This window comes from Exiguobacterium qingdaonense, assembly GCF_018617855.1.
In the GTDB taxonomy this organism is placed as follows: Bacteria; Bacillota; Bacilli; order Exiguobacteriales; family Exiguobacteriaceae; genus Exiguobacterium; species Exiguobacterium qingdaonense.
This window is the reverse complement of record NZ_JACSKY010000018.1, coordinates 1-25,433: the sequence shown is the minus strand read 5'-3', so window position 1 is coordinate 25,433 and position 25,433 is coordinate 1. Positions and strand designations below refer to the sequence as shown.

Annotated in this window: 23 protein-coding genes and 1 riboswitch; of the genes, 19 read left to right on the top strand and 4 right to left on the bottom strand. The window is 51.3% G+C overall.

Annotated elements, in window-relative coordinates:
- On the bottom strand, positions 1–851 hold an 851-nt coding region (locus KNP00_RS13515), incomplete at its 3' end, for an RNA-guided endonuclease TnpB family protein (RefSeq protein WP_215146128.1).
- A 244-nt stretch (positions 852–1,095) separates the two neighbouring features.
- On the opposite strand from KNP00_RS13515, the gene KNP00_RS13510 reads away from it, so the two are divergent.
- Complete coding sequence (locus KNP00_RS13510) at positions 1,096–2,775, top strand: sensor domain-containing diguanylate cyclase (RefSeq protein WP_215146126.1); 1,680 nt, start codon at positions 1,096–1,098, stop codon at positions 2,773–2,775.
- 45 nt (positions 2,776–2,820) lie between these two features.
- Here KNP00_RS13510 and KNP00_RS13505 read toward each other — a convergent pair whose 3' ends face one another.
- Complete coding sequence (locus tag KNP00_RS13505; protein WP_215146124.1) at positions 2,821–3,462, bottom strand: homing endonuclease associated repeat-containing protein; 642 nt, start codon at positions 3,460–3,462, stop codon at positions 2,821–2,823.
- A gap of 453 nt (positions 3,463–3,915) precedes the next feature.
- Between KNP00_RS13505 and KNP00_RS13500 the strand changes: the two genes are divergently transcribed.
- The 6 genes from KNP00_RS13500 (at position 3,916) to KNP00_RS13475 (ending at position 9,809) form a co-directional block, all read left to right on the top strand.
- Positions 3,916–4,728: an undecaprenyl-diphosphate phosphatase gene (locus tag KNP00_RS13500; RefSeq protein WP_215146122.1), complete on the top strand. Its 813-nt coding sequence runs from the start codon at positions 3,916–3,918 to the stop codon at positions 4,726–4,728.
- A gap of 80 nt (positions 4,729–4,808) precedes the next feature.
- Positions 4,809–4,951: riboswitch (FMN riboswitch) on the top strand.
- Between the two features lie 151 nt (positions 4,952–5,102).
- Positions 5,103–6,167, top strand: a complete 1,065-nt coding sequence (gene ribD / locus KNP00_RS13495) for a bifunctional diaminohydroxyphosphoribosylaminopyrimidine deaminase/5-amino-6-(5-phosphoribosylamino)uracil reductase RibD (RefSeq protein WP_240542897.1) — start codon at positions 5,103–5,105, stop codon at positions 6,165–6,167.
- Positions 6,167–6,808 (top strand): riboflavin synthase, encoded by a 642-nt coding sequence (gene ribE / locus KNP00_RS13490; protein WP_215146120.1) that lies wholly within the window; start codon positions 6,167–6,169, stop codon positions 6,806–6,808. The genes ribD and ribE overlap by 1 nt, the downstream gene beginning before the upstream one ends.
- Positions 6,808–8,004: a 3,4-dihydroxy-2-butanone-4-phosphate synthase gene (gene ribB, locus KNP00_RS13485; protein WP_215146118.1), complete on the top strand. Its 1,197-nt coding sequence runs from the start codon at positions 6,808–6,810 to the stop codon at positions 8,002–8,004. The genes ribE and ribB overlap by 1 nt, the downstream gene beginning before the upstream one ends.
- Positions 7,988–8,452: a 6,7-dimethyl-8-ribityllumazine synthase gene (ribH, locus tag KNP00_RS13480; RefSeq protein WP_215146116.1), complete on the top strand. Its 465-nt coding sequence runs from the start codon at positions 7,988–7,990 to the stop codon at positions 8,450–8,452. The genes ribB and ribH overlap by 17 nt, the downstream gene beginning before the upstream one ends.
- Before the next feature lie 121 nt (positions 8,453–8,573).
- Complete coding sequence (locus tag KNP00_RS13475; protein WP_215146114.1) at positions 8,574–9,809, top strand: HD domain-containing phosphohydrolase; 1,236 nt, start codon at positions 8,574–8,576, stop codon at positions 9,807–9,809.
- A gap of 40 nt (positions 9,810–9,849) precedes the next feature.
- On the opposite strand, the gene pruA is transcribed toward KNP00_RS13475, so the two are convergent.
- Positions 9,850–11,394 carry an L-glutamate gamma-semialdehyde dehydrogenase gene (gene pruA / locus KNP00_RS13470; protein WP_215146112.1) on the bottom strand — a complete coding sequence of 515 codons (1,545 nt, stop codon included), beginning with the start codon at positions 11,392–11,394 and terminating at the stop codon, positions 9,850–9,852.
- Between the two features lie 171 nt (positions 11,395–11,565).
- On the opposite strand from pruA, the gene KNP00_RS13465 reads away from it, so the two are divergent.
- The 3 genes from KNP00_RS13465 (at position 11,566) to KNP00_RS13455 (ending at position 14,604) form a co-directional block, all read left to right on the top strand.
- Entirely contained in the window at positions 11,566–12,369 is an 804-nt protein-coding gene (locus KNP00_RS13465) for a hypothetical protein (protein ID WP_215146109.1), read from the top strand.
- Between the two features lie 13 nt (positions 12,370–12,382).
- On the top strand, positions 12,383–12,820 hold the full coding sequence (bcp, locus tag KNP00_RS13460) for a thioredoxin-dependent thiol peroxidase (RefSeq protein WP_215146107.1): 438 nt from the start codon (positions 12,383–12,385) through the stop codon (positions 12,818–12,820).
- A gap of 422 nt (positions 12,821–13,242) precedes the next feature.
- The gene (locus KNP00_RS13455; RefSeq protein WP_215146105.1) at positions 13,243–14,604 is read left to right on the top strand and encodes an alanine/glycine:cation symporter family protein; all 1,362 of its coding nucleotides are present in this window, start codon (positions 13,243–13,245) and stop codon (positions 14,602–14,604) included.
- A gap of 40 nt (positions 14,605–14,644) precedes the next feature.
- On the opposite strand, the gene KNP00_RS13450 is transcribed toward KNP00_RS13455, so the two are convergent.
- A complete protein-coding gene (locus tag KNP00_RS13450; RefSeq protein ID WP_215146103.1) occupies positions 14,645–16,348 on the bottom strand; it encodes a methyl-accepting chemotaxis protein in 1,704 nt (567 codons plus the stop codon).
- A 213-nt stretch (positions 16,349–16,561) separates the two neighbouring features.
- Between KNP00_RS13450 and gatC the strand changes: the two genes are divergently transcribed.
- The 9 genes from gatC to KNP00_RS13405 all read left to right on the top strand — a co-directional run.
- The gene (gatC, locus tag KNP00_RS13445) at positions 16,562–16,852 is read left to right on the top strand and encodes an Asp-tRNA(Asn)/Glu-tRNA(Gln) amidotransferase subunit GatC (RefSeq protein WP_012727041.1); all 291 of its coding nucleotides are present in this window, start codon (positions 16,562–16,564) and stop codon (positions 16,850–16,852) included.
- A gap of 11 nt (positions 16,853–16,863) precedes the next feature.
- Positions 16,864–18,306: an Asp-tRNA(Asn)/Glu-tRNA(Gln) amidotransferase subunit GatA gene (gene gatA / locus KNP00_RS13440; RefSeq protein ID WP_215146101.1), complete on the top strand. Its 1,443-nt coding sequence runs from the start codon at positions 16,864–16,866 to the stop codon at positions 18,304–18,306.
- Between the two features lie 12 nt (positions 18,307–18,318).
- Positions 18,319–19,749, top strand: a complete 1,431-nt coding sequence (gene gatB / locus KNP00_RS13435) for an Asp-tRNA(Asn)/Glu-tRNA(Gln) amidotransferase subunit GatB (RefSeq protein ID WP_215146099.1) — start codon at positions 18,319–18,321, stop codon at positions 19,747–19,749.
- A 63-nt stretch (positions 19,750–19,812) separates the two neighbouring features.
- Entirely contained in the window at positions 19,813–20,811 is a 999-nt protein-coding gene (locus tag KNP00_RS13430) for a diacylglycerol kinase (protein ID WP_215146097.1), read from the top strand.
- A 55-nt stretch (positions 20,812–20,866) separates the two neighbouring features.
- Positions 20,867–22,228 carry a 23S rRNA (uracil(1939)-C(5))-methyltransferase RlmD gene (gene rlmD / locus KNP00_RS13425; protein ID WP_215146095.1) on the top strand — a complete coding sequence of 454 codons (1,362 nt, stop codon included), beginning with the start codon at positions 20,867–20,869 and terminating at the stop codon, positions 22,226–22,228.
- 148 nt (positions 22,229–22,376) lie between these two features.
- A complete protein-coding gene (locus KNP00_RS13420; protein WP_215146093.1) occupies positions 22,377–22,844 on the top strand; it encodes a MarR family winged helix-turn-helix transcriptional regulator in 468 nt (155 codons plus the stop codon).
- Positions 22,845–22,889: 45 nt separating this feature from the next.
- Positions 22,890–23,597 carry an FAD-dependent oxidoreductase gene (locus tag KNP00_RS13415; protein ID WP_215146091.1) on the top strand — a complete coding sequence of 236 codons (708 nt, stop codon included), beginning with the start codon at positions 22,890–22,892 and terminating at the stop codon, positions 23,595–23,597.
- A 36-nt stretch (positions 23,598–23,633) separates the two neighbouring features.
- Positions 23,634–24,500, top strand: coding sequence for an SDR family oxidoreductase (locus KNP00_RS13410; RefSeq protein ID WP_240542896.1), 867 nt, complete (start codon positions 23,634–23,636; stop codon positions 24,498–24,500).
- A gap of 136 nt (positions 24,501–24,636) precedes the next feature.
- The coding region (locus KNP00_RS13405; protein ID WP_215146087.1) for an RNA-guided endonuclease TnpB family protein at positions 24,637–25,433 on the top strand (797 nt) is incomplete at its 3' end.

Sequence of the window (25,433 nt, the reverse complement as noted above, 5' to 3'; positions counted from 1 at the left end):
TTGGCGACCTTGTGGTTCTTCATCATGTCCTTCGACTTCAATGTCTCCACGACGATGACTTGGTTCTCGTCAACGATCCGTCTCGACAGCTTGTGAAGAAAGTCTTTACGTTGGTTCGCGATTTTTTCGTGTTTCTTGGCTAAAATCAGCTTAGCTTTTTCTCGGTTTTTGCTCCCGATTTTCTTTTGAGACAGCGCGCGTTGCGCCTTCTTGACCTTCGCCTCGGACTTCCGGAGGAGTCGGGGGTTGTCGATTTTCTCGGAGACCATCGCGTCGTTCGTCATGACGGCGAAGTGGTTTAGGCCGAGATCGATCCCGACCTTGTTCTCGGCTGGGATCCATGGTTCATCCTCTTGATTAACGAGGATGGAGATGAAGAACTTGCCTGTCCTCGTCATCGAGACCGTCGCCGACCGGATGACGCCCTCGAACGGACGATGTTGTGTGAACCGCACGAACCCGACCTTCGGCAGACGGACCTTGCCTGCCTCGATGCGGATCGTGCCGCGCTGGTTGTTCGTCGTGTAGGACGCGCGCGACCGCCGTTTCGATTTGAAGGCCGGGAAGCCGCCCGTCCCGGCGAAGAACTTCGCGAACGCGGTGTCGAGGTTCAGCTTCGCGTTCGCGAGCGCGAGACTGTCCGCCTCGGCGAGGAACGGGAACAGGGGCTTGTAGGAGGCGGGTGTCGCCGGTTTCCGTCTCGTTCCGCTCCCCGCTTTCGCCTCCTCGCGGATGGCGATGCGGTCCTCGAGCAGCTTGTTGTAGATGAACCGGGCGCAACCAATCGTCCGGACCAGGAACTCGGCCTGTGCAGGCGTCGGGTGGAGCCGGTATTTGTAGCCTTTCAGCATGTCCGTCCCTCCTCCCTCCAGAAGATTGTAAATCGTCTTCCTCGTCCGATACCCGCGGAGGGGGAGGGAGAATCTGACGGAATACCGAACTTATGTTCGTACTATCTGTCACAGGGGGAGAAGAGTTTCGCCCCGACACGCTTAGAAGAGGGAGAATTCTCACCTACTTTTGTTAAACAAATGCTGGAATGTTTTTGCATTACGGGTCATACTAGAAAAAATGAACGTGAAAGGGGAGAAGACGATGCGATTTCGGAAGTATTTGGTTCGGAGCTGGCTTACGTGGATATTCATCTTCACGGGTGTGACGTACTTGACCTTGAACAATCTCGATTCGTTCGAATGGCCTCTGTTTTGGTTCATTTATACGCTCGGGGCCTTATTCGTCATGAATCCGCTCAAGCGTCGACATTTACATTTCACGTTCCATGAGATGTTCGTTTTCATCACATTTTTCCTATATGGACTCGCTCCAGCGCTTCTGATGGGGCAGTTGCTCCTCTTCACATTTCAGGCGCGGGCATTCAATCGCAAGGTGGGAAGACGACGGTTCTTTCATTTCTATCCCTTGAATACGGCGATCGAGAGTTTAATCGTCTTGCTACCCGGACTTGCCTATATCGGGCTCGGCGGACAAATTGGAGCGCCTGTTCATCTGATGCAACAAGGCGTGGCAATGCTCGCGTTTTTAGTTGCACTCTTTCTCGTCTTGATGATGAGTTTCGCCTTGTCTTATTTCATGGTCGGGGAACGGATCCCGTTACCGATCATGTGGCGGCTGCTCCGTTTCGATTGGCTCGTCGTATCGCTTGAACTTTTATTTACGATGATTGCGATTGAATCGTATCTCGAGTTTGGCTATGTCGGACTGATCGTCCCATTCTTTGTTTTATCCGTTTTGAAAATGACGATGTCGAAAGCGACGGAGACAGAAGAGACCAAGTCGAAAGTCGACCAGGTCGAACGCTTGAAAGAACAGCTATACCGTGTGGATAGCGAGCAGCTACTGATTGAAAAGTTTTGGAATGGGTTGTGCGATATCGTGGAAGTGGAGCGGGGATGGCTCCAAGTCAATCGAAAAGGAGAGCGGACATTTTATGACATGACGGGTCGTGTTATCCCGAATGTGCCCGATGCCTTCACAATCGAACGGTATCAAGACGAGGATGAACCTTGTTTCGTCTATGACTCATTACATGAATGGCATCCTGAACTACACCGACAGCAACGGGAGTTACATCATTCGGCACTCATCATTCAACCGGTTTGGGGCGCAGAAACGGCTGTCAGTTGCATGGTATCGACGACAGCGAATGGAGCATACGAAACGCCGATTGCCGTCGAGGTGAATCGCCTTCTCAAAACGTTATCGTGGTCAATCGAGCGAATCGATGAGCGCAGCCATCTCCAACGTGAAAGTTTGACCGACCCATTGACAGGGTTACATAATCAGCGGGCGCTCAAGAGGTGGACGAAAGAACGATTGAACGATGTCGCCTCGTATCCACTCTCCCTGTTGTTGATCGACTTGGATCATTTCAAGTCAATCAACGACACGTATGGACACGCATTCGGGGACGAGGTGTTGATCGAGGCAGGGCAATTGTTCATACGTAACGTGCGGACGACGGATTTAGTGACACGGTACGGAGGAGAAGAGTTCGTGTTCGTGTTCCCGAGAATGGATGAATCGGCAGCCCATCTGGTCGGTGAGAAGATACGGGAAGCCTTGAAACAACACGACTTCGGTACAGAAGGGAAGCGCATCACCGTGACGGCGAGCATCGGGATCGAGACGATTTATGAGTACGAGGATCTTGATACCGTGCTACGACATGCGGACCGGGCGATGTATGTGGGGGCGAAGTTCAACGGGCGTGACCGGGTCGCGCACTATCATGACCTATCGAAAGAAGTGAGATAAAAGGAGGATCCACCGAATGGGGATCCTCCTTTTGCATAAGAAAAATTATGAGTTCGTATTATAAAGTTCAGATTCAACTGCATGAACTGCGGCCGACCATGAACCGTATCGATGTAGGATTGCTTTAGTCGAAGGTTTGTTGTTACGCTTCGCCCATTCACGATACGCCTCGAATGAGAGTGAGAAGCCCATTTCCTGAATGGCTTCACGAAGTGCGCTAGATAGTTCTGTTTTCGAATAGGTCACACTCGCCTCAAGACCTGCTTCGGCACAGGCATCATGCCACGAACCGAACGTCTTGACGATGTGATAATGGCTCGGTGCCTTCGGATGGAGCTTTCGCCATTGCTGATACTTTTTTAAGGTGATGATCGAGCCCATGTCTCGCGAATAGAGGGCGAGCGTCTCGATGATATCCTCACGTGTATACTTCGGCATTTTGTCTGGCATTTCAACAGTTGACTCTCCATGCCATTCATAGCCTGCGATGGCGAGTGCCTCAGCCCATGACCCGAACTGGCGGATAATCGATTCAGGGGATGGCCAATTCTGTTCCATAGCGAAGCGACGGTAGACAGAACGGCGGGGACGTTCCTTCAACAAATCCCCGAGAAGGCGGATGCAATGGATCATCCTTTGCTGTTCGGTGGACAGATGATGGGATTTAGTGGTTAGCGTTTGACTCAATGATGGTTCCTCCTTCCGTGGACTCAAAATATGAACCGACAAAGATAAAAAATGCTCCTACAATCATACTATCGGATTGTTTTTCGGATTTATTAACGTGATTTTGAAAATTTTAAAACAATTCCTAATAAGTGGATAGGTCTAAAGTATCAAAAATGATTTGATAAAGATGGTAACAGCTCTATTACAAATTAAAACGAACTCTAAGGAAAATGTAAACAAAAAGTTTTAATCAACCATAAATGTAATTTTTTATAAAAAAAGTACCCAACTGGAGAAATGGGGTCATCGCCTTCGCTCCAGATGAGTACTCTTCTATAATAAATTTAATTTTCAGACTAATCAATCAAATTATGAAATTATCCCAAAAAATTTTATACGGCTGGTCAATGAAACGTCGATTCTGCTAAAATAACCGCATTGAATGAAAATATAGAAAAGAGGACCACCATTATGACAGTTTGGTTATTTTATACGTTGCTTGGATTGATTCAAGGATTCACAGAGCCGATCCCGATTTCATCGAGCGGACACCTTGTCATCTTCCAAGAACTATTTAACATTGATTTGCCGGGATTGTCATTTGAAGTTTTCGTAAATTTTGCTTCTCTCCTTGCGGTTTTGACAGTATATCGTCAAGATGTCGTCCGTCTAATCGTTAGTTTATGGACGTTCTTCTTTAAAAAAGACCGGACAGACGAGACGATGGTCGATGTGAAGTTCATCGGATTGTTACTCGTCGCGACGGTACCGGCCGGTGTGCTCGGTGTCTTACTTGGGGACTGGATCGGAGAAGTGCTCGGTGGCGTGGCGACGGTCGGTTATACGCTCATCATCACCGGACTCGCCCTTTGGTTCATTCGGAACATGCGTGGGAATAAAGGAGACGGGGGCATCACGCTCCGTGACGCCGTATTGATCGGATTGGCGCAAGCCGTGGCACTCATTCCCGGCATTAGCCGCTCGGGGGCGACCATCGTCATGGCGATGGTGCTCGGTATCAAACAGGAGTCGGCACTTCGCTTTTCCTTCTTCCTGTTCATCCCGATCAGTCTCGGGACGATGATTTTAGACGGTCCGGCTCTGTTCACAAACCCGGAGACGCGGGATTTGTTCGGTCCGCTCATCTTGGCGTTCATCGCCTCTTATGCGTTGACCGCCATTTCGCTAAAATGGTTCCAACATATCATGGCAAAAGGCGAACTCAAATATTTCTCATATTATTGCTGGATTGTCGGGCTTCTCGTCGTCCTCTTTCTTGCCTAAAGAAGGCGCTACTCTCATGGGTAGCGCTTTTTGCTTTGCGAAATAAAAACAATTGCGATACAGTAAATTTGTACAAACAAATATTCCTTCGGGGTCGGGTGAAATTCCCAACCGGCGGTGATGGGCCTATGCCCTAAGTCCGTGACCCGGGCGCACGTGTGCGCACGGTGGATCTAGTGAAACTCTAGAGCCGACAGTATAGTCTGGATGGGAGAAGGAACAAAAAACAGGTCCGCGTGACCTGTGCTTCGTCGTACGCTTTTCTGTATAGAAAACGTTTATTTGGCTTGCCAAACATTCGACGAAACCCTCCCACCAAGACCCTAAGGATCTCCTTAGGGTCTTTTGTTTGTGCGGAAAAAGGAGGGAGAACATTGGAGCAATACATGAAACAGGCCATTCAATTGGCGAAATCCGCCACAGGACAGACCGGTGTGAACCCGCTCGTCGGTGCCGTTCTCGTGAAAGAAGGGCGCGTCGTCGGTTTCGGTGCCCATCTGAAAGCCGGGGAACCCCACGCTGAGGTCCATGCGATTCGAATGGCGGGGGCAGCGGCCTACGGAGCCACGCTATACGTCACACTCGAGCCTTGTTCCCATCACGGTAAAACACCGCCGTGTGCGGACTTGATCGTGGAATCGGGCATTCGACGTGTCGTCATCGCAATGAAAGATCCGAACCCGCTCGTAGCAGGAAACGGAATCATGCGTCTTCAATCGGCCGGTGTCGAAGTCGAAATCGGGCTGCTTGAAGAGGAGGCACGTGAATTGAACCCGGCATTTTTACGATCTCTCGAAACGAAACGTCCGTACGTCATTCTGAAGACGGCAACGAGCATGGATGGGAAAGTCGCCTTGGACACCGGAGAGAGTCGATGGGTGACAAGTTCGGAAGCGCGACGTGACGTACATGAATTACGCGCCACAGTCGATGCTATCTTGACCGGGATCGGGACGGTGCTCGCGGACGATCCGTCGCTCACGGTAAGGCTCGATCGTGAGACGCGTCAGCCAAGACGGGTCTTACTCGACCGCGACCTTCGCTTGCCACTTGCAAGTACGCTCGCCCGCACGGCTGAAGATGTACCGGTGCAGGTGTTTACATCGTCAGGTGACGAGGAGAAACGAGCACTCGCTCGTGCTGCCGGAATTGAGCTGTTCGATTATACGTCGCTCGGAGCTGTCCTCGAGACGCTTTATGCAAACGGAATCGGTCGTGTGCTGATCGAGGCCGGGCCCACGCTCGTCACGTCGCTTCTTGACGGAGACTATGTGGACGAATGGGTCGCCTATCAATCACCACGTATGTTCGGAGGGAGACACGGCGTCTATCGTTCAGAGCAGAAAGGCTCGATTGATGCGATTTCTCGCTTTTCGGTCCGTCATGTGCAAACGGTCGGACCTGACGTGAAAGTCGTCCTTCGAAAGGAGGCACACTAATGTTCACAGGAATCGTGGAAGAAATCGGTTCGGTCAAGGCGGTGAAGCGAAACGGACCGTCATTACGACTCGTTTTATCGGGAGCGAAAGTGCTCGAGGACGTGAAGCTTGGGGACAGTATCGCCGTGAACGGCATCTGTCTGACCGTGACGACGTTCGATGCCTCGACATTTGCCGTCGACGTCATGCCGGAGACATTGAAAGCCTCTAGTTTAGATGGGGTCAAACCGGGAATGCGTGTCAATCTCGAACGGGCGATGCCCTCGAACGGACGGTTCGGTGGACATTTCGTGTCCGGACATGTCGACGGTGTCGGGCGGATCACAAAGAAGCGACAGCTCGCGAATGCGGTGTACGTGGACATTCAATGTGAGACGAGTCTCCTTTCATACATCGTGCCGAAAGGGTCGATTTCAGTGGATGGGACGAGTTTGACCGTGTTTGACGTATCCGAACGAGGATTCACGTTATCGCTCATTCCCCACACGTATAGTGAGACGGTGCTCGGCACGAAACAGACGGGGGATCCCGTCAATTTAGAATGTGATCTGTTAGCAAAATATATGGAAAAATTAGTTGGACAGCCGAAAATGACGCTCGAATCTCTTGCGTCTCAAGGCTATGGAAAGGCGGGATGGTAATGTTTGATTCGATTGAACGGGCGATCGAGGAGCTCCGACGGGGACGTCCCGTCATTGTCGTCGACGACGAGGACCGTGAAAATGAAGGGGATTTTGTCGTGCTCGGGGACAAGATGACACCTGAAACGATGAACTTCTTAATCACGGAAGGGAAAGGGCTCGTCTGTACCGCGGTCGCAGAAGAAGTGGCCACGCGGCTTGAACTGATCCCGATGGTGGCCCATAGTACTGATCCGCATTGCACGGCCTTCACCGTCAGTGTCGACCATATCGATTCGACGACGGGTATCTCGGCAAGTGAACGTTCCCATACCGTTCGTGAACTGGCTAACCCAAAGTCTCGACCGTCCGATTTTCAAAGACCGGGTCACATCTTCCCGTTAATCGCGAAAAAAGGAGGTGTCTCCGTTCGTCGGGGTCATACGGAAGCGTCAGTCGACTTGGCACGACTCGCGGGAAGTGAGCCGGTGGCGGTCATCTGTGAAATCATCCGAGAAGACGGGGAGATGGCACGCGTCAAGGATTTGACTCTCGTCGCGGAACGACATGATTTGGCGTTCATCACCATCGAGGATTTGGTCCGGTATATGGAAACCGAGCTCGTCACTCGTGAAGCGGACGTCGCTCTTCCATCGTCAAACGGGACGTTCCGGCTGATTGGATACAAGAACCGCTTAGATCAACAAGAACATGTCGCACTCGTGAAAGACGTGTTAGATGAGGTTCCGCTCATCCGTATCCATTCAGAATGCTTGACCGGCGACGTGTTCGGGTCCCATCGATGCGACTGTGGTCCGCAACTACATGCGGCGATGGAGAAGATTGAAGAAGAGTCCGGCATCATCTTATACATGCGTCAAGAAGGGCGTGGGATCGGATTGATCAATAAACTAAAGGCATATGAGTTACAAGAACGAGGTCTCGATACGGTCGAGGCAAATGAGGCGCTCGGTCTTCATGCGGACCTTCGGGATTACCGAGTGAGCGCGGCGATGCTTCGTGACCTCGGAGTGACGAGCGTCCGACTCATGACGAACAACCCAGAAAAAGTCGAAATGTTGGAGCGTTGCGGGATTCACGTCGTCGAGCGCGTCCCGCTTCACGTCGGGGCGCACGAAGCGAACGCGGCATACCGATTGACGAAACAAATAAAAATGAACCATTTTGGAGGAGATTTACATGAATCGCACATTTGAAGGAAATTTAGTTGGAGAAGGCTTAAAAATCGGGATTGTCGTCGGACGGTTCAATGATTTGATTACAATGCGTTTACTTGACGGCGCGAAAGATGCGTTGAAGCGACACGGTGTGAAAGAAGAGGACGTATCGCTCGCCTTCGTACCGGGGGCGTTCGAGCTTCCGCTCGTCGCAAAGAAGATGGCGATGAGCCAAAAATATGATGCGGTGATCACGCTCGGAGCCGTCATTCGTGGTGCGACCCCGCACTTTGATTACGTATGCAATGAAGCGGCGAAGGGTGTCGCACAGACGAGCTACCAATCGGAAGTTCCGGTCATCTTTGGCGTGTTGACGACGGAGACGATTGAACAGGCGATTGAGCGAGCGGGAACAAAAGCAGGAAACAAAGGATGGGAAGCCGCCACATCGGCAATCGAGATGGCAAACCTCTTGAAACAAGTATAATGACGAACCGGGTGATGCACCCGGTTTTTCAATTTGGTCAAGCGGGGTAAAAAGAATGGAAATTGGGTAAAATATATCCATGGATCATATATTCCGAATCAGATGATAAGGGGGATGGCAAGTGGCAACTTCAAATGAATCATTGACACGACAACTACGAGAGCAAGAGCGGCTCCATCACTTGTTATCGTCAATCCTCAATCGATTTTTAACGACCAAGACGGTGGACTTCAACATGCGGGTGGACCAATCGTTAGCCGAGCTCGGACGCTATTTTGCGGTCGACCGCGTCTACGTCTTCGACTACGATTTCGCGAATCAAGTCTGTCATAATACGTTCGAATGGTGTGCAAAAGGTGTCACGCCCGAGATGGACAACCTGCAAGGTGTTCCGATTGACGTGTTGCCGGAATGGGTCGATACCCATATGTCGGGTGCGACGATGTACATTCCACGTGTGTCTGATTTATCAGAACGTAGCGCCGTTCGTGCCATCCTCGAGCCCCAATCGATTCAAAGTTTGCTCGCGGTCCCGATGATGCAAGGGAAGACCTGCCACGGATTCGTCGGATTCGATTCGGTCGTCTCGGAACGAACGTATACGACATACGAACAACATGCACTCCAAGACTTCAGTAATGCCCTTCTCGGGGCAGTCGAACGTCATCGGATCGAGGCGGAGCGGGAAGAGGCGCAACGTATTCTCGCCGAACGAGAAAAAGAGTTGATCGACTATCAGGAAGGACTCGTTCGGACGCTGTTACGTTTGTCGGCACTTCGCAACAATGAGACAGGAAACCATATCGAGCGGGTACAGGACTTGTCGACACTGTTTGCGACGATTTTGTTTGAACATCAGTATCCGTCCGTATCGCCACACTTCATCGAAGGGATTCGTCTTGCGGCACCACTTCATGACATCGGCAAGATTTCAATTCCAGACTCCATCTTACTCAAGTCGAAGGAACTGTCCGATCAGGAATGGGGGTCTATACGCGACCATGTCCGAGTCGGGGGTGAGGTGTTGAAAGATTTGCAGACCCAATTCCCTGAGAACTACTTGATCCAAATGGCTTATCATATCGCGCTCTATCACCATGAACATTGGGACGGCACAGGGTATAGTGAAGGGCTGAAAGGGGAGGAGATTCCGCTCGAGGCACGAATCGTCACAATCATTGACGTGTACGATGCTTTACGCACGGTCCGTCCCTACAAACCCGCCTTTACACATGAAGAGGCCATCACGGCCATGCACAATATGGAGGGGGCGTTCGACCCGACTTTATTCGATTTGTTCCTTCTTCATCAGGAAGAGATGGAGGCTATGTTTGACCAGACGTTCAAAGCCCATTGACCCTAACGAAAAAGACGCTCCCGAGGGAACGTCTTTTTTATTAAAACGTTTCAGATGTCGTCTTCGCTTGCATGTGGAGTTGGATGTAATCCGGACCACCTGCTTTTGAATCCGTTCCGGACATGTTGAAGCCACCGAACGGTTGATAGCCGACGATTGCGCCCGTGCAACCACGGTTAAAGTAAAGGTTACCGACGTGGAAGTGTTGGCGAGCAAATTCTTGGTTGGCACGGTCACGTGTGAGCACCGCACCTGTCAAGCCGTATTCCGTGTTGTTTGCGATCTCGATCGCTTCTTTGAAGTCTTTCGCTTTCGTGAACGCGACGACAGGTCCGAAAATCTCTTCTTGCATGAGACGTGCTTTCGGGTCGACGTCTGCGACGACGGTCGGCTCGACGAAGTAGCCGATTGAATCATCAGCCTTTCCACCTGCGACGATGCGTCCTTCTTCTTTGGCGACATCGAAGTACGATGTGATTTTCTTGAAGGCCGATGCGTCGATGACCGGTCCCATGAAATGTTCGTTCTTTTCCGTGTTTCCGACTGAAAGTTCGTTCGTCAGTTCGACGACGCGGTCGAGTACCGTATCATACACGCTGTCGACGATGACGGCACGTGAGCAGGCTGAACACTTTTGACCAGAGAAACCGAATGACGATTTGACGATCGATTGTGCTGCGAGCTCGAGGTCGGCTGATTCGTCGACGACGATCGTATCTTTTCCACCCATCTCCGCGATGACGCGTTTGAGCCAGATTTGACCTTCGCTCAATTTAGAGGCACGTTCGTTGATTCGTAGGCCGACGTCGCGTGAGCCTGTGAAGCTGACGAATCGCGTCTTCGGATGGTCGACGAGGTAGTCGCCGACTTCTGCGCCTGGTCCTGGGATGAAGTTGAGCACGCCTTTTGGAAGACCTGCCTCCTCCATCACCTCGACGAATTTCGCAGCGATGATCGGTGTCGTCGAAGCGGGTTTCAAGAGAATCGCGTTACCGGCAACGATTGCCGCGACGGCTGTACCGGCCATGATTGCGAATGGGAAGTTCCATGGACTGATGACGATCCCGACCCCGAGTGGGACATAGTCATAACGGTTATATTCGCCTGGACGGCTCTCCACTTTTTTGCCTGGCTTCAGTTCGAGCATTTGACGAGCGTAATATTCCATGAAGTCGATCGCTTCCGCTGTATCCGCATCCGCCTCATTCCATGGCTTCCCTGCCTCTTTGACGAGGTAGGCCGAGAACTCGTGCTTGCGTTTCCGGACGATGTTCGCCGCTTTGAACAAAACGTCAGCTCGGACAGCCGGGTCGACATGGCGCCATGAGTCAAACGCTGTGAGTGCCTCTTGCATCGCACGTTCTGCGAGCTCTTGGTTCGCCTTCGAGACGCGACCGATCACTTCTTCTTTGTTAGCCGGGTTGTAAGACGTGATTTTCCCTTCGGTCGTAACCTTTTCCCCACCGATTACGAGCGGATAGTCTTTTCCGAGCTCACCGTTCACCTTCTCGATTGCCGCTTTGATGGCATCGGCATTCTCTTTTTGTGTAAAGTCTGTGAATGGTTCGTGTTTGTATGGAATCATTCTCTTTCCCCCTTAACGTGATGTTGAGCGATAAAGCGCTTACGTCTGTATTGTATCGAAATTATGACCGAAATCCTAGTGAAACAATTTTCCAAAAATCGATGGATTTGGAGCATCAAATCGAGACATGGTAGGATGGTGGAGAACACGGCTGAAGAAAGGACGGACAACATGAAAAAATGGCTCATCCCGCTACTCCTCGTCTTCACGCTCGGGGCATGCGGGGGCGATGAAGAAATGGCGGTAGAAGAAGTGGACCGGACGTTACCGGATGCCGTCATGGAAGTGTACGCAGATTATCAAACAGCGCTCTCATCAGGCGATGCCGAGGCGCTCGCTACGATCGATTATGGTGGCGGGATGACCGATATTCCGGCGACAGGGGCCGTCACGCGTCAACTGTCACCGGGTGACGTTTACGACAGCTGGGTCAACGAGGGCGAAGATGTGGCGTTCCTCGTCCATGAAATGGTCGATGGTGACGGCAATCCGCTCCCGAACCGACTCGGCAAGGTCGCTGTGAAACAGGGTGACACCTGGTCGCTCGTCATCACGCCCGCTATTCTACCAAAGGACGTGATTGCCGAGGTTGGGGAGCTATTGATTGGTGTACAGGCAAACGAATACGGGGTCAACGCCGAAGCGAACGCCCGACTCGCCGAGATTCCAGAGGATGAGGCAGGTCCGATTTATGACCGGGTCAACGCACAGACGGACTATGTGGCACTCGAGGCGGATAACAACGTCTTTCTGCTCATGGCCGAGACGTTGACGGTCGAAGAGAACCAGATCGTGATGGCCGACTATTTTGAAGCATACAAGAAATGGTATACCGACAATGAAGCGATGCTTCGAAAGGCGGCTTCAACCGAAGACCCGGTCGAATATATGGAAGTGCTCGACCCACTGAAAATAAAACTAGAAGAGGCAATCGATGGCTATGACGAACAGCTCGTCGATCCATCGTTTGGCTAAGGAGGAACAGCAGATGCTCGCACCAACATTTTCATTACCGAACCAAAACGGAGAGATGGTTTCATTGAAGGACTATCTAGGCAAGAAAGTCGTCTTATACTTCTATCCTCGCGATTCGACGCCAGGTTGTACGACCGAGGCATGTGACTTTCGTGATGCGATGCCGAAGATGGATGGCGCGGTCGTCATCGGCATCTCGGCAGACAGTCAAAAGAAGCACCAGAACTTTATCGCCAAAAATGATTTGCCGTTCGATTTGCTCGTCGACGAGGAACATGAAGTATCTGAATTGTACGGCGTGTGGCAACTGAAGAAGAATTACGGGAAGGAATACTACGGCATCGTCCGTTCGACTTTCCTCATTAACGAGGACGGCTACATTGAAGAAGAGTGGCGTAACGTCAAGGTGAAAGGGCATGTCGAAGAAGTCGTATCTGCCATTCGCTCGTAACACGAGCAACTTGAGAGACCGCCTCGGAAGGTCTTGGACCGTAGAACCTATAAGTCTACGGTCTTTTTTGTGCCCAAGCTAGGCACTAGGGCAAGCAGGGAGCTTCAGCTGCCGGGTCTCCCTGCTGTCTCATCTGCTCGCACTTGGACACTTAAGTCAAACCGCTTCGAGCGGTTTTTTCTTTTGATCAATGAACCGTATTTATTTTTGAAACCGATGCTCATTTGATTGGAGATATATTACAATCATATTTCGAAATAAATATTGATAACCTCGTCAGAATAAGGGTTAAAGGAAAATATTACAATTATATAACGTGTTGGTAACGCTTTCTTTTGATGGTGCGCCTTGACTCGATTGTGAATGTTCTGAAAAATATAGGGAGAGCGCTCAAATCAGGAACGTAGGAGGAGAGCAACACGGTGAATCAAATTGAAAGTTGGCTGTCGAATTTATCCAATCTCGTGTGGGGGCCACATTTATTAATCTTACTCGTCGGTACAGGAATCTTCCTGACCGTCCGTCTCGGCTTTATTCAAGTGACACGGCTTGGTGTCGGCTTGAAAGAGGCATTTATTCCAAAAAATGAAAAACCGAAGAAGAAACAGCGCGGGGACATCTCGCATTTCCAAGCATTGATGACGGCTTTGGCGGCCACGGTCGGTACCGGAAACATGGTCGGTGTCGCGACGGCGATCGTCCTCGGGGGACCGGGCGCGGTCATTTGGATGTGGTTATCCGGTTTTGTCGGGATGGCGACGAAATACGCGGAGGCGATCCTTGCGGTCAAATATCGTGTCGTCGATGAACGCGGCGAGATTGCCGGTGGTCCGATGTATTACTTAGAACACGGACTAAAGAAGAAGTGGCTCGGTATGTTGTTTGCCTTGTTCGCATCGGTCGCTGCCTTTGGGATCGGGAACGGGGTGCAGACAAACTCCATCAGTCTCGCTTTGAACAATTCGTTTAACGTCCCGATGATCGTGACTGGAATTGTCATGATGGCAGTAACGGCGTTTGTCATTTTAGGTGGTGTCAAATCGATCGGGAAAGTCGTCGGAATTTTCGTCCCGTTCATGATCTTTGCATATGTCGGAAGTGGGCTCGTCATTCTCATCACGAACCTTGAATTGGTACCGGGTGCCTTATCGACGATGTTCTCGAGCACATTCAGTGCCGAAGCCATCGGTGGGGGCGCGTTAGGTGCTGCGATTCGCTACGGGGTCGCGCGCGGTGTGTTCTCTAACGAGGCAGGACTTGGATCTGCACCGATCGCGGCCGCGGCAGCGAAGACCGACTTCCCGGGACGTCAAGCACTCGTCTCGATGACACAGGTGTTGATCGACACGCTTATCGTCTGTTCAATCACCGGACTCACGATTGTCATGGGTGGTCAATATACAGAAGGGCTCGAAGGGATTGCCTTGACGCAAGCGTCATTCGCCTATTTCTTAGGACCGATTGGGGAAATCATCGTGACGATCTCGCTCGTCTTCTTCGCCTATTCGACCGTCCTCGGCTGGTGTTATTATGGGGAACGCTCGGCATACTATTTACTCGGGGAAAAAGTGGTCGTCCCGTATCGTGTCCTCTATATTTTAGTCGCAGGACTCGGTGCGATGACGACGAACTTGAATTTGATCTGGTCCATCTCGGATGTGTTCAACGGTCTCATGGCGATTCCGAACTTGATTGGACTCTTGTTCCTTTCAGGTGTCGTCGTTGCCGAGACGAAACGATTTGAACTCGAACGAAAAAAAGAAGCGGTTCAGTCTGCCGCCTGATGAGAAAACCCGCCGAACAGAACGTGTCGGCGGGTTTTTGTCATACCTTGAATTGTCGAATCAACGAATCGAGTTCTTCCATCTTTTGTTGCGACTGTTCGGTCGCATGATTCAACTCGGTGAAACGTTCCACAGACATCGTCACTTTTTCAGCGATTTCCTGCGTACCGAGTGCCCCGTTGTTAACAGTCGTCGCCACGTCCTGGATGACGCCGATCATGTTCGAAGTCAGCTGTTCGAGCTCCCCGGCAGCGGCGGCAAACTCGGTCGCGGTCGTCTCGAAGCGACCCGCGTCATCGCTATATTGTCCGGCTGCCTCTTCGAGTTGGTCATAATCTTTCAAGACGTTCGTGTCGAGGAAGTGGAGCATCTGTCCGGAGCTTTCGTTCAAGTGGTCGACCGAATGAAGGACGGTCGTCGAGATGGTTTGGATCCGTTCGACCGTGGTCCGACTCGTCTCGGCGAGTTTCCGAATCTCATCGGCGACGACGGCGAATCCGCGTCCGGCTTCACCGGCCCGTGCCGCCTCGATCGAGGCATTGAGTGACAATAGGTTCGTCTGGGCGGCGATGTCAAGGATGTCATTTGTGAGTGTCGCGATCTCACGGACGGCTTTTGCATCTTGCATCGCCTTCTCTAAGTTCGTGCGAGTCGACTGCAGGACGCTGATGGCGTTCTCTTTCGCTTCTACCGCATGTGACTTGAGGGAGAGCGCGCGCTCGTCAATCTGTTTCGCTTCGTTCTTTCGTTCATCGGCCATCGTTACGATGTGATGGATCGTTCGTTCCATATCCGATGCGGACGCGTTCATCTCTTGCGCGCTCGCTGCGGTCTGTTGCATACCGGCGGTCAAATCTTCTGTCGTCGCCGCGGTCGTCGTCATGTACGTGTCGAGCTCTTTCAGCTCTTCATACATATGAGAAGATTGTTTCGTCACACCTGTCGTCACGTCGTTCACTTGAAGGATCAACTGACGCAAGTTGGCGATGAATTGATTGAAGTCGCGTGCGAGACCAGCGAACTCGTCCCGGCGTTTCACGGGAATCGACGTCGTCAAATCGCCTTCGCTCGTGGCAAGTTCATGCATCTTCGTCTTGAACTCTTTGAGCGGTTCAAAGATGGAGCGGAAGATGAAGAGCATCATCATAATCGTCATGACCGCTGCTACGCCGAGCACGATTAGTAGCGTAAGTTGTACTTGGTCGAACAGTTTAGCGGCAGCGGTCGTGTCCGACTGAATCGCTTCACGGTTCAGGTTGACGAGTAGGCCTAATGCGTTCGAGTATGTATCCGCGCTCGCCGTGGCCGTATCACGAATATAAGCCTCGGCCGCCTCTTTACTCTCTTCATTTGAGATGCGGAGAAGTTCGGTCATGACGGTTTGAAAACTTGCCCAATCCGAGCTCGCCTGATCGAAGAGCTGTCGGTCCTCCTCCGTGATGATCGTCGCCTCATATCCATCCATCCGTTGTTCAAGGATGGCGACGGAGGCTTGAATGTCCCGTTCGATGTTTTGTTTCGTCACCGCGTCTTCGATGAGGGCGTGACGAAGCAAATGACGACGAAGTTCAAGCAATTGCTTATCAACTTGATGGATTTGATCAATCCCTGGAACCCAGGAGACCATCATATCCTCTTGAGCCGCCTTTGAAGCGTTCAAGGCATACCACGAGTAACCGCTTACACCGAGGAGCAAAACAAACATGATGCTGAAAGCGGTGATCAACTTATTTCGAATCGACATACGATTCCTCCTTACGAATCTGTTCTACCTTTAGCATAATCAGAATCACGCATCGACCGTATAGCTGATTTAGAAAATGGGTCAATATTCCAATTATATTCCCACACTTTTTAAAAAAATAGATGATTTCTCCGAGATAGATTTTCTTTTTTGTCTTATGAAAAAGTGGTATGATAATGAACGATGTATTGAAAACTGTTGGAGGTGGGAATTTTGGCTCGTATTACTGAAGCTGAAGTTCGGCACGTCGCCGGACTTGCCCGACTTGCGATCACGGATGAAGAAGTGACGCACTTCACGGAGCAATTGACGAAAATTCTCGAGTTCGCCGAGCAACTCGATGAGCTGGATACAACGGGCGTCGAACCGACGACCCATGCCCTAGATTTGAAAAACGTACTACGCAAAGACGAGGTTCGTCCATCGCTTCCACGTGAAGAAGTTGAACGGATGGCACCTGACTGGGAGAACGGTCAAGTCCGTGTCCCTGCTGTCTTTGAGTAAGGAGGCCTTTCATGAGTTTATTTGACCACGGTGTAGCGAAACTACACACGCTATTAAAAGAAGGCGAAGTCACGGTCACAGACCTCGTCAAAGAGTCGTTCGACCGCATCGAAGCGACGGATGAAAAAATCGGTTCATTCTTGACACTTAATGAAGATGCCTTTGAACAGGCGAAGCGCATGGATGAGCTTGCGAAAACGTCAGACAATCCGCTCTTCGGGATGCCGATTGGTGTGAAAGACAACATCGTCACGAAAGGGATGCGCACGACATGTGGCTCAACGTTCCTCGAGAACTTCGTCCCGGCGCATGACGCGACCGTCGTCGAGCGTCTTCATGACGCAGGTGCCGTCACAATCGGGAAGTTGAACATGGACGAGTTTGCGATGGGCTCTTCAAACGAGAACTCTGCGTTCAAGCCGGTTCGTAACCCGTGGGACCCGACGCGTGTACCTGGAGGTTCTTCAGGCGGTTCAGCGGCATCGGTCGCAGCTGGACAAGTCCTCTTTAGCCTCGGTTCGGATACGGGTGGTTCGATTCGTCAACCGGCCGCTTATTGTGGCGTCGTCGGAATGAAGCCGACATACGGCCTCGTCTCGCGTTTCGGACTCGTCGCCTTCGCGTCTTCACTCGACCAGATCGGTCCGCTCACGCGTACTGTCGAAGACAATGCTTACTTATTGAATACGATTGCAGGACATTGTGACATGGACTCGACGTCAGCAACCGTCGATGTGCCGGATTATACGGCAGCGCTCAACCAAGATTTGACGGGAATGAAGTTTGCCCTTCCGGAAGAATTCATGGCAGAAGGTGTCGCACCTGGCGTCCGTGAACAGATTGAAAAGGCGATCGAGACGCTCAAGTCACTCGGTGCCACGATCGAGACGGTCTCGATTCCGTCTGTGAAGTATGCCCTCTCGGCGTACTACTTGCTCGCATCGTCAGAAGCCTCTTCAAACTTGGCCCGTTTCGACGGCATCCGTTACGGACGTCGCGCCGAAGCGGACACGCTCGACGAAGTGTTCACGTATTCGCGTGAACAAGGGTTCGGGGACGAGGTCAAACGCCGGATCATGCTCGGGACGTATGCGCTCAGCTCTGGTTACTACGATGCGTTCTACAAGAAAGCCCAACAAGTCCGTACCCTCATGAAGCAGGACTTCGCGAAAGTGTTCGAAGAGTATGATGCCATCGTTGGACCAACCGCTCCGACGACGGCGTTCAAACTCGGGGAACAGCTCGACGATCCGCTCACGATGTACGCGAACGATATCATGACGATTCCGGTCAACTTGGTCGGTATCCCGGCCATCTCAGTTCCGGCAGGTCTTTCAGAAGGTCTCCCGGTCGGTCTTCAAATTATCGGGAACTACTTTGATGAATCAACACTTTACCGCGTGGCCCATGCTTTTGAACAAGCAAACGGCGGTTTCAAGATGCCACAGCTCTAAGGAGGACGTACGATGAACTTTGAAACGATCATCGGGATCGAGGTGCACGCCGAGCTGAGCACGAAGTCGAAGATTTGGTGTGGCTGCTCACGCACTTACGGTGCCGAAACGAATACACAGACGTGTCCGATTTGTCTCGGACACCCAGGCGTCTTGCCTAAATTGAACGAAGAAGCGGTCAACCTCGCCATCAAGGCGGCAATGGCACTCAACTGTGAAATTGCGACAGATACGAAGTTCGACCGGAAGAACTACTTTTATCCGGATACGCCGAAAGCGTATCAAATCTCGCAGTTCGACAAGCCGATCGGCTCGAACGGTCACGTCGACGTCGAAGTCGACGGAGAGATGAAACGATTCCGCATCGAGCGCGTGCACTTAGAAGAAGATGCCGGGAAGATGAACCATACGGGCGAGAAGCACTCGGTCGTCGACTTCAACCGGACCGGTTCACCGCTCATCGAGATTGTCAGTGAAGCAGATATGCGTTCACCGAAAGATGCGGTCGCGTATCTTGAACGGTTGAAAGAAGTTCTTTCGTTCGCTGGCGTCTCGGACGTCAAGATGGAAGAAGGGTCGCTTCGCTGTGACTGTAACATCTCGGTCCGTCCATACGGGCAAGAGAAGTTCGGGACGAAGACCGAGCTCAAGAACTTGAACTCGTTCTCAAACGTCTTGAAGGCGCTCGACTATGAAGAGACACGTCACCGTAAACTGCTCCTCTCAGGAGGCGTCATGCGCCAAGAGACGCTCCGCTACGACGAGGCGGCGAAAAAGACGATTCTCATGCGTGTCAAAGAAGGGGCAGCGGACTACCGCTACTTCCCGGAGCCGGACCTCGTCCGTCTCGAAATCGATGAGGCATGGAAAGAGCGCATCCGCGCGACGATTCCAGAGATGCCGGCAGCTCGTCGTGAGCGTTATATGAGCCAATACGGTCTCTCGGCATACGACGCGAAAGCCCTCACGTCGACGCGTGAGTTCTCGGACTTCTTTGAAGCGACGACAGTGGCAGGCGCGGAGCCGAAAGCGGCAGCGAACTGGCTAATGGGTGAAGTGCTCGGTCACTTGAACAAGTCGGATGAGACGGTCGAAACGATGAAGTTGACGCCAGAAGCACTCGCAGAACTGATCCGCTTGATTGCAGAAGGGACGATTTCATCGAAAATCGCGAAGCGTGTCTTCACGGCGATGATGGAAGAAGGCGCCGAGCCGAAAGCGTATGTAGAAGCGAACGGACTCGCCCAAATCTCGGACGAGAACTTGTTACGCGGCTACATCCTCGAACTGTTCGAGGCGCACCCGCAAATGATCGAAGACTTCAAGAACGGGAAAGACCGTGCGAAAGGCTTCATCATCGGTCAAATTATGAAACAGACGAAAGGGATGGCGAACCCGGCGCTTCTCGATGGCTTGTTCCACGAGGAGATCGCAAAACGCTAAGCAGGCGGCGAGACACTTGTGTCTCGCTTTTCGCTCGAGTTGAGCATAGGGGAGAGAATCAATATGCAACGTAAACGTGCGCGGGTCATCTATAACCCGACATCTGGTAAAGAAGTGATCAAACGGGAACTCCCATACATTTTGAACCGCCTCGAGGATGCGGGTTATGAGACGTCGACGTATGCGACGAAAGCGATTGGTGATGCTACGCTCGAGGCAAAACGTGCCTCTGCGGCCGAATTTGACCTTATCGTCGCCGCAGGTGGGGACGGGACATTGAACGAAGTCATCTCAGGCCTCGCACCGCTAGAGAATCGTCCGACCATCGGACTCATTCCGGTCGGGACGACGAACGACTTCGCCCGGGCGATGCGAATCCCTCTGAGTGTCGTCGGTGCGCTTGACGTCATCTGTGACGGATTCGAGATGCCGGTCGACCTCGGGGAGATTGAAGGGGAGACAGGCGATATCCATTATTTCATCAATATCGCGGGGGGCGGCATCATGACCGAACTCTCATATGAAGTGCCATCTAAATTGAAAACGGCACTCGGTCAGCTCGCCTATTACGTGAAAGGGATGGAAAAACTACCACTCATCAAACCGACATACATCGAGCTCGAGCATGATGAAGGGACGTTCCAAGGCGAGGTCATGATTTTCCTCACATCGAACACGAACTCGGTCGGTGGATTTGAAAAAATCTCACCACACGCCTCTTTGAACGATGGCTTGTTCGATTTGTTCGTCCTCCGAAAGTGTAACTTGTTCGAATTTATCCACGTCGTCCGTCTGCTCCTTCGTGGAGAGCATTTATCGAGCCCGCTCGTCGAACATGTGAAGACGAGCCGCGTCAAAATGAAGACGACGGAACCGATGAGCTTGAACATCGACGGGGAATACGGAGGCGAGTGCACAGGGGAGATGCGGAACCTGTTCCGTCATTTGACAGTGCTCGCACCGAACGCTCGCATCCGCGAGATGGAAGAATTGAATGCACAATATGAGCGTGAACAGATGATCAAGCAATTGTTCAATGTTTCGCTCGATAAAGCAGAGTGAAAAGATAGGAATGACGACATCAGTCATTCCTATTTGCAATGGAAGGAGCATTTGTATGCTACCAGTGAAAAAGAATGACCGTCTCGACGTGCATGTCCATGACCTGACCCATGAAGGGGCGGGTGTGGCACAAGTTGACGGCTATACATTGTTCGTGCCGAACGCGTTGCCGGGAGAGACGGTCGAAATCGTCGTGACGAAGACGAACAAGCAGTACGGGTTCGCCCGATTGTTGAACGTGAAAGAGTCGAGCGTGGACCGAGTCGAGCCACCGTGCCCGATCTTCTATCAGTGTGGCGGCTGCCAGCTACAACACTTCAGCTATGAAGGACAACTTCGCCAGAAACGGGACCGTGTGGTCGATGCGCTGAAGCGGCTCGGACAGTTCGATGTGCCGGTCCATGACACGATCGGCATGCCGGAGCCTTGGCGCTACCGCAACAAGGCACAAGTCCCGTTCAAACAAGAAGGGGACCGTCTCGTCTCGGGCTTCTATCGCCCTCGTTCACATGACATCGTCGAGATGCGCGAATGTTTGATTCAAGATGAGCGCAATGACAAGGCGATCCAAGTCGTCCGTGACGTATTGAATGCTCGCGGTGTGCCGGCATATGACGAGAAGACAGGACGTGGGGTCATCCGTCACGTCATGGCCCGTTACGGGTACCATTCGGGTGAACTGATGATCGTCCTCATCACGAAGACGACGAAATTAAAAGGCGTGAATGAAATCGTTGCCGACATCGTCGAGCGTCTCCCGGACGTGACGTCGATCATGCAAAACGTCAACCCGGACAAGACGAACGTCATCCTCGGGGCGACGAACAAATTGCTGTACGGCCATGAGACGATTGAAGATAAGATCGGAGGACTCACGTTCACGATTTCTCCGCACTCGTTCTTCCAGGTCAATCCGGTCCAAACGGAGAAGTTGTACGGGAAAGCACTGGAGTACGCACAACTGTCAGGTACGGAGCAAGTCGTCGATGCATATTGTGGCATCGGGACAATCAGTCTCTTTCTTGCCCGGAAAGCGGCCCACGTGTATGGCGTCGAAGTCGTCCCGGAAGCGATTGAGGACGCGAAACAAAATGCGCTCGTCAATGAGATCGACAACGTGACGTACGCATGTGGTGCCGCGGAAGACGTGCTTCCGCAGTGGAAGAAAGACGGTGTAAATCCGGACGTCATCGTCGTCGATCCGCCACGAAAAGGCTGTGCCGAGTCGTTCCTTGAGACGATGGTCGAGATGGGACCGAAACGGATTGTGTACGTTTCATGTAACGTCGCGACACAAGCGCGTGATATGCGTTACCTCGCCGACCGTGGCTATCGTGTGATGGAAGTGACTCCGGTCGACATGTTCCCGCATACGGCGCATGTGGAGACGGTGGCTTGGTTGGAAAAAGAAGAGTAAAAGATTCAAGAGGGTCTTTGTCCTATCGCTTATTGCGAAATGACAGGCCCTCTTTTTCTGAAGGTCTATTTTGATTTGCTATGTATCGATATAGTTAGTATACTTATAGTAAGTAAACGAACTATATAGTTTGGAGAGTAACAATTAGTTGAATCAGGTCAAAGAACGTCAAGAACGAAACAAAGAAGGTGATCGTTTGGAAAATTTGTCTTATTTGTTGATTAAGTCATCCCGGTTTTTAAAAGGAACGTTAGACAAACGATTGCAAGAGTATGATCTAACAGCTACGCAGTTTTCGGTATTGAATCAAATCACGGGTCACAATGGAAACATCACGTCAGCAGAAGTCGCACAGCGATTGGAGTCCGACCGACCGACCATCTCTGCAATCATCAATAGGCTTGAAAGGGACGGCTTCGTTGAAAAAGTGCAAAATCCACATGACAAGCGATCTGCGTACCTTAAGCTGAACGAAGAGACATTGAAACTCGTAGACGAGCTGAGACGTGTTTCTGATGAAGTGAATGAAACGGTATTTGAAGCGTTCACTGAAGAGGAAGTGGCTAACATGAAAGCATATTTAGTCAAACTGATGAAACGCTTTGATGACATGTGATTCGATGTAAAAAAATCGTTCTATTCTGATGAAGGAGGAAGAATCATGGGGTTCATTCAAGATATTTCACCGATATTCAAGAGGCACGACATCATCTTTGAGGAGCATCACAATGAAGTTGGAGATATTCACACATTCATTTTTCGTTCAGATCAGCGGATTGACTGGAAGGCCGGGCAACATGGTGCCTTCACGATCACTCACGACAAAATCAAAAAACCGACTCGAGCCTTCAGCATCGCATCCACTGCCGAGGACGGGTACATCGAGATTTCAACTAGAGTGGGGGAGAATCCGAGCGAGTTCAAACAAGCCTTGTTGAATCTAGAACGTGGCATGACAATGAGCATGAGAGGACCTTTCGGAGGTTTTTATATCCATGATAAAAAGCCGACTGTGCTCATTGCCGGCGGGATTGGGATCACACCGTTCAAGTCCATCGTAAGGCACGTGTTTCATGGTAACGGGATGGCTCCTGAAAAACTGCATTTGCTCTATATGGACCAAAGAGAAGAGTTTCTCTACAAGGACGAGTTTGACAACATGACGGATGACAATCCGTTTACTGTTGAGTATGTAACGGAGAGAGAAGATTTGCACGTGTCGGTCGAGAAATACGTTCAGACATATCACAATGAAGGCAACTACTTTGTGGTCGGCTCACCAGCGATGACAAAATCAATCGCAACACGTCTGAAAGATAAGGGCATACGAAAGAAAAATATCATCAAGGACACATTCATCGGATACTAAGCGTAAAAAATATGGATGACAAGGAGTGAAGGATTGATGGGTTCAATTCTCGTAACTGGAGCGACGGGTAATGTAGGGAAACATGTCGTCAACTATTTGAACGGACGAGATTCAGACGTTGTGGTGGCTGGGAATGACATACAAGAGCTAGAAAAGAGCTATCCGGGCATGAAAGCGGTCAAACTGGATTTCGAGGATCCGAGCACGTTTGAAGAGGCACTGCATGGCGTCGACCGCGTGTTTTTGATGCGACCGCCTCAGATTGGGGACGCTGAAGTCTTTCGACCGTTCGTTGAAGCGATGAAGGCACAATCCGTGCGTCTCGTCTCATTTCTATCGTTGATGGGGGTTGAACGAAACCCATTCCCGCCTCACCATAAAATCGAAAAAATGATTGAGGAGGCATCGATTCCTTACGCGCACATTCGCCCAGGTTTTTTTATGCAAAACTTAACCGGTGTCCATGCCGAAGAGATTAGGAACGATCGTGAGATTTTCATTCCTGCCGGTAACAGTAAGGTGAGTTTTATCGATGCTGAAGATATCGGCAAAGCGATCGCTCATGTTCTCCTACACCCTGACGCTCATCAGCGTGTGGCTTATACGTTGACAGGCCCTGAAGCGCTCGATTACGTGGACATCGCCAACCAACTGACCTTATTGACTGGGAAAAAAATCACCTATGCCAAGCCGAGTATGCTTCACTATCGTTCACGCTATATCAACGAACGGGGACTTAGCCCGGAATACGTGAACGTGACGATGGCGCTTTATTTGATGACGCGCCTTGGCACGGCAAAGGCGATCACACATACGTTCAAAGAGTTGACAGGGGACGAACCACGGACGTTTTTCGAGTTCGCCAAAGCTCACCTTCATGAGTTTGAGCGAAAAGCTGATTGAGATGTAACGAATTATTTATCAAAATTAAGCGAGAATACGCCCACTTCTAAACGTTAAGGACAGGGCTTACGAGAAAGTGGGAGATGAATCGCCAGCCTTTTCTTCGGGTAAAATATCTTCAAAGGTGGTGAACCTCATGATGAAGCACAAGGGCTATAAATTCCGGATCTATCCGACGAAGGAACAGGAAATCCTGATCGCCAAGACGATCGGCTGTTCCCGGTTCGTGTTCAACCATTTCCTGTCGAAATGGGACGCGGCCCATGAAGCGACCGGCAAGGGACTGTCGTATGATGCCTGCTCGAAAGCACTTCCCACGCTCAAGCAGGAGTTCAGCTGGTTGACGGAAGTGGACAGCACGGCCGTCCAGAACAGTGTCAAACACCTGGCCGACGCGTACAAGAAGTTCTTCAAGAAAAAGGGGAATCATCCCCGTTTCAAGTCGAAACGGAACCCCGTCCAATCCTATACGGCGAACATCCAGGGGAAGTCCCAGCTCCCCGATGTCTCCATCGTCGGGAATCGAATCAAGTTACCCAAGCTGAAATGGGTGCGGTTCGCCAAATCGAGACAGGTCGAGGGTCGCATCCTGAGCGCCACGATCCGATGCACGGCTTCGGGTAAATATTTCGTGTCCCTTCTCGTAGAGCAGGAGATCGGTGAGCTGCCGAAGACCGGTTCATCGGTCGGCGTCGACGTCGGGCTGAAGCACTTCGCCATCCTATCAAACGGAACCGTATACCAAAACGACCGTTATTTCCGTACGCTCGAGAAGAAACTGGCCCGCGAGCAGCGGAAGTTGTCCCGTCGCCAGCGCATCGCCCTGAACAAGAAGATCAAGCTTTCCGAGGCGAAGAACTACCAGAAGCAGAAGCGGAAGGTCGCCCGCATCCATGAGAAGATCGCCAACAGACGCACCGACTTCCTGCACAA

What these genes read in the sequence shown, in the direction of transcription:
- ribE (WP_215146120.1), top strand. Translation starts at nt 6,167, where the DNA reads ATGTTCACAGGAATCGTGGAAGAAATCGGTTCGGTCAAGGCGGTGAAG.
- KNP00_RS13430 (WP_215146097.1), top strand. Translation starts at nt 19,813, where the DNA reads ATGCAACGTAAACGTGCGCGGGTCATCTATAACCCGACATCTGGTAAA.
- KNP00_RS13410 (WP_240542896.1), top strand. Translation starts at nt 23,634, where the DNA reads ATGGGTTCAATTCTCGTAACTGGAGCGACGGGTAATGTAGGGAAACAT.
- KNP00_RS13450 (WP_215146103.1), bottom strand. Translation starts at nt 16,348, where the DNA reads ATGTCGATTCGAAATAAGTTGATCACCGCTTTCAGCATCATGTTTGTT.
- gatB (WP_215146099.1), top strand. Translation starts at nt 18,319, where the DNA reads ATGAACTTTGAAACGATCATCGGGATCGAGGTGCACGCCGAGCTGAGC.
- rlmD (WP_215146095.1), top strand. Translation starts at nt 20,867, where the DNA reads ATGCTACCAGTGAAAAAGAATGACCGTCTCGACGTGCATGTCCATGAC.
- gatA (WP_215146101.1), top strand. Translation starts at nt 16,864, where the DNA reads ATGAGTTTATTTGACCACGGTGTAGCGAAACTACACACGCTATTAAAA.
- ribH (WP_215146116.1), top strand. Translation starts at nt 7,988, where the DNA reads ATGAATCGCACATTTGAAGGAAATTTAGTTGGAGAAGGCTTAAAAATC.
- KNP00_RS13465 (WP_215146109.1), top strand. Translation starts at nt 11,566, where the DNA reads ATGAAAAAATGGCTCATCCCGCTACTCCTCGTCTTCACGCTCGGGGCA.
- KNP00_RS13510 (WP_215146126.1), top strand. Translation starts at nt 1,096, where the DNA reads ATGCGATTTCGGAAGTATTTGGTTCGGAGCTGGCTTACGTGGATATTC.
- KNP00_RS13415 (WP_215146091.1), top strand. Translation starts at nt 22,890, where the DNA reads ATGGGGTTCATTCAAGATATTTCACCGATATTCAAGAGGCACGACATC.
- KNP00_RS13500 (WP_215146122.1), top strand. Translation starts at nt 3,916, where the DNA reads ATGACAGTTTGGTTATTTTATACGTTGCTTGGATTGATTCAAGGATTC.
- bcp (WP_215146107.1), top strand. Translation starts at nt 12,383, where the DNA reads ATGCTCGCACCAACATTTTCATTACCGAACCAAAACGGAGAGATGGTT.
- pruA (WP_215146112.1), bottom strand. Translation starts at nt 11,394, where the DNA reads ATGATTCCATACAAACACGAACCATTCACAGACTTTACACAAAAAGAG.
- ribB (WP_215146118.1), top strand. Translation starts at nt 6,808, where the DNA reads ATGTTTGATTCGATTGAACGGGCGATCGAGGAGCTCCGACGGGGACGT.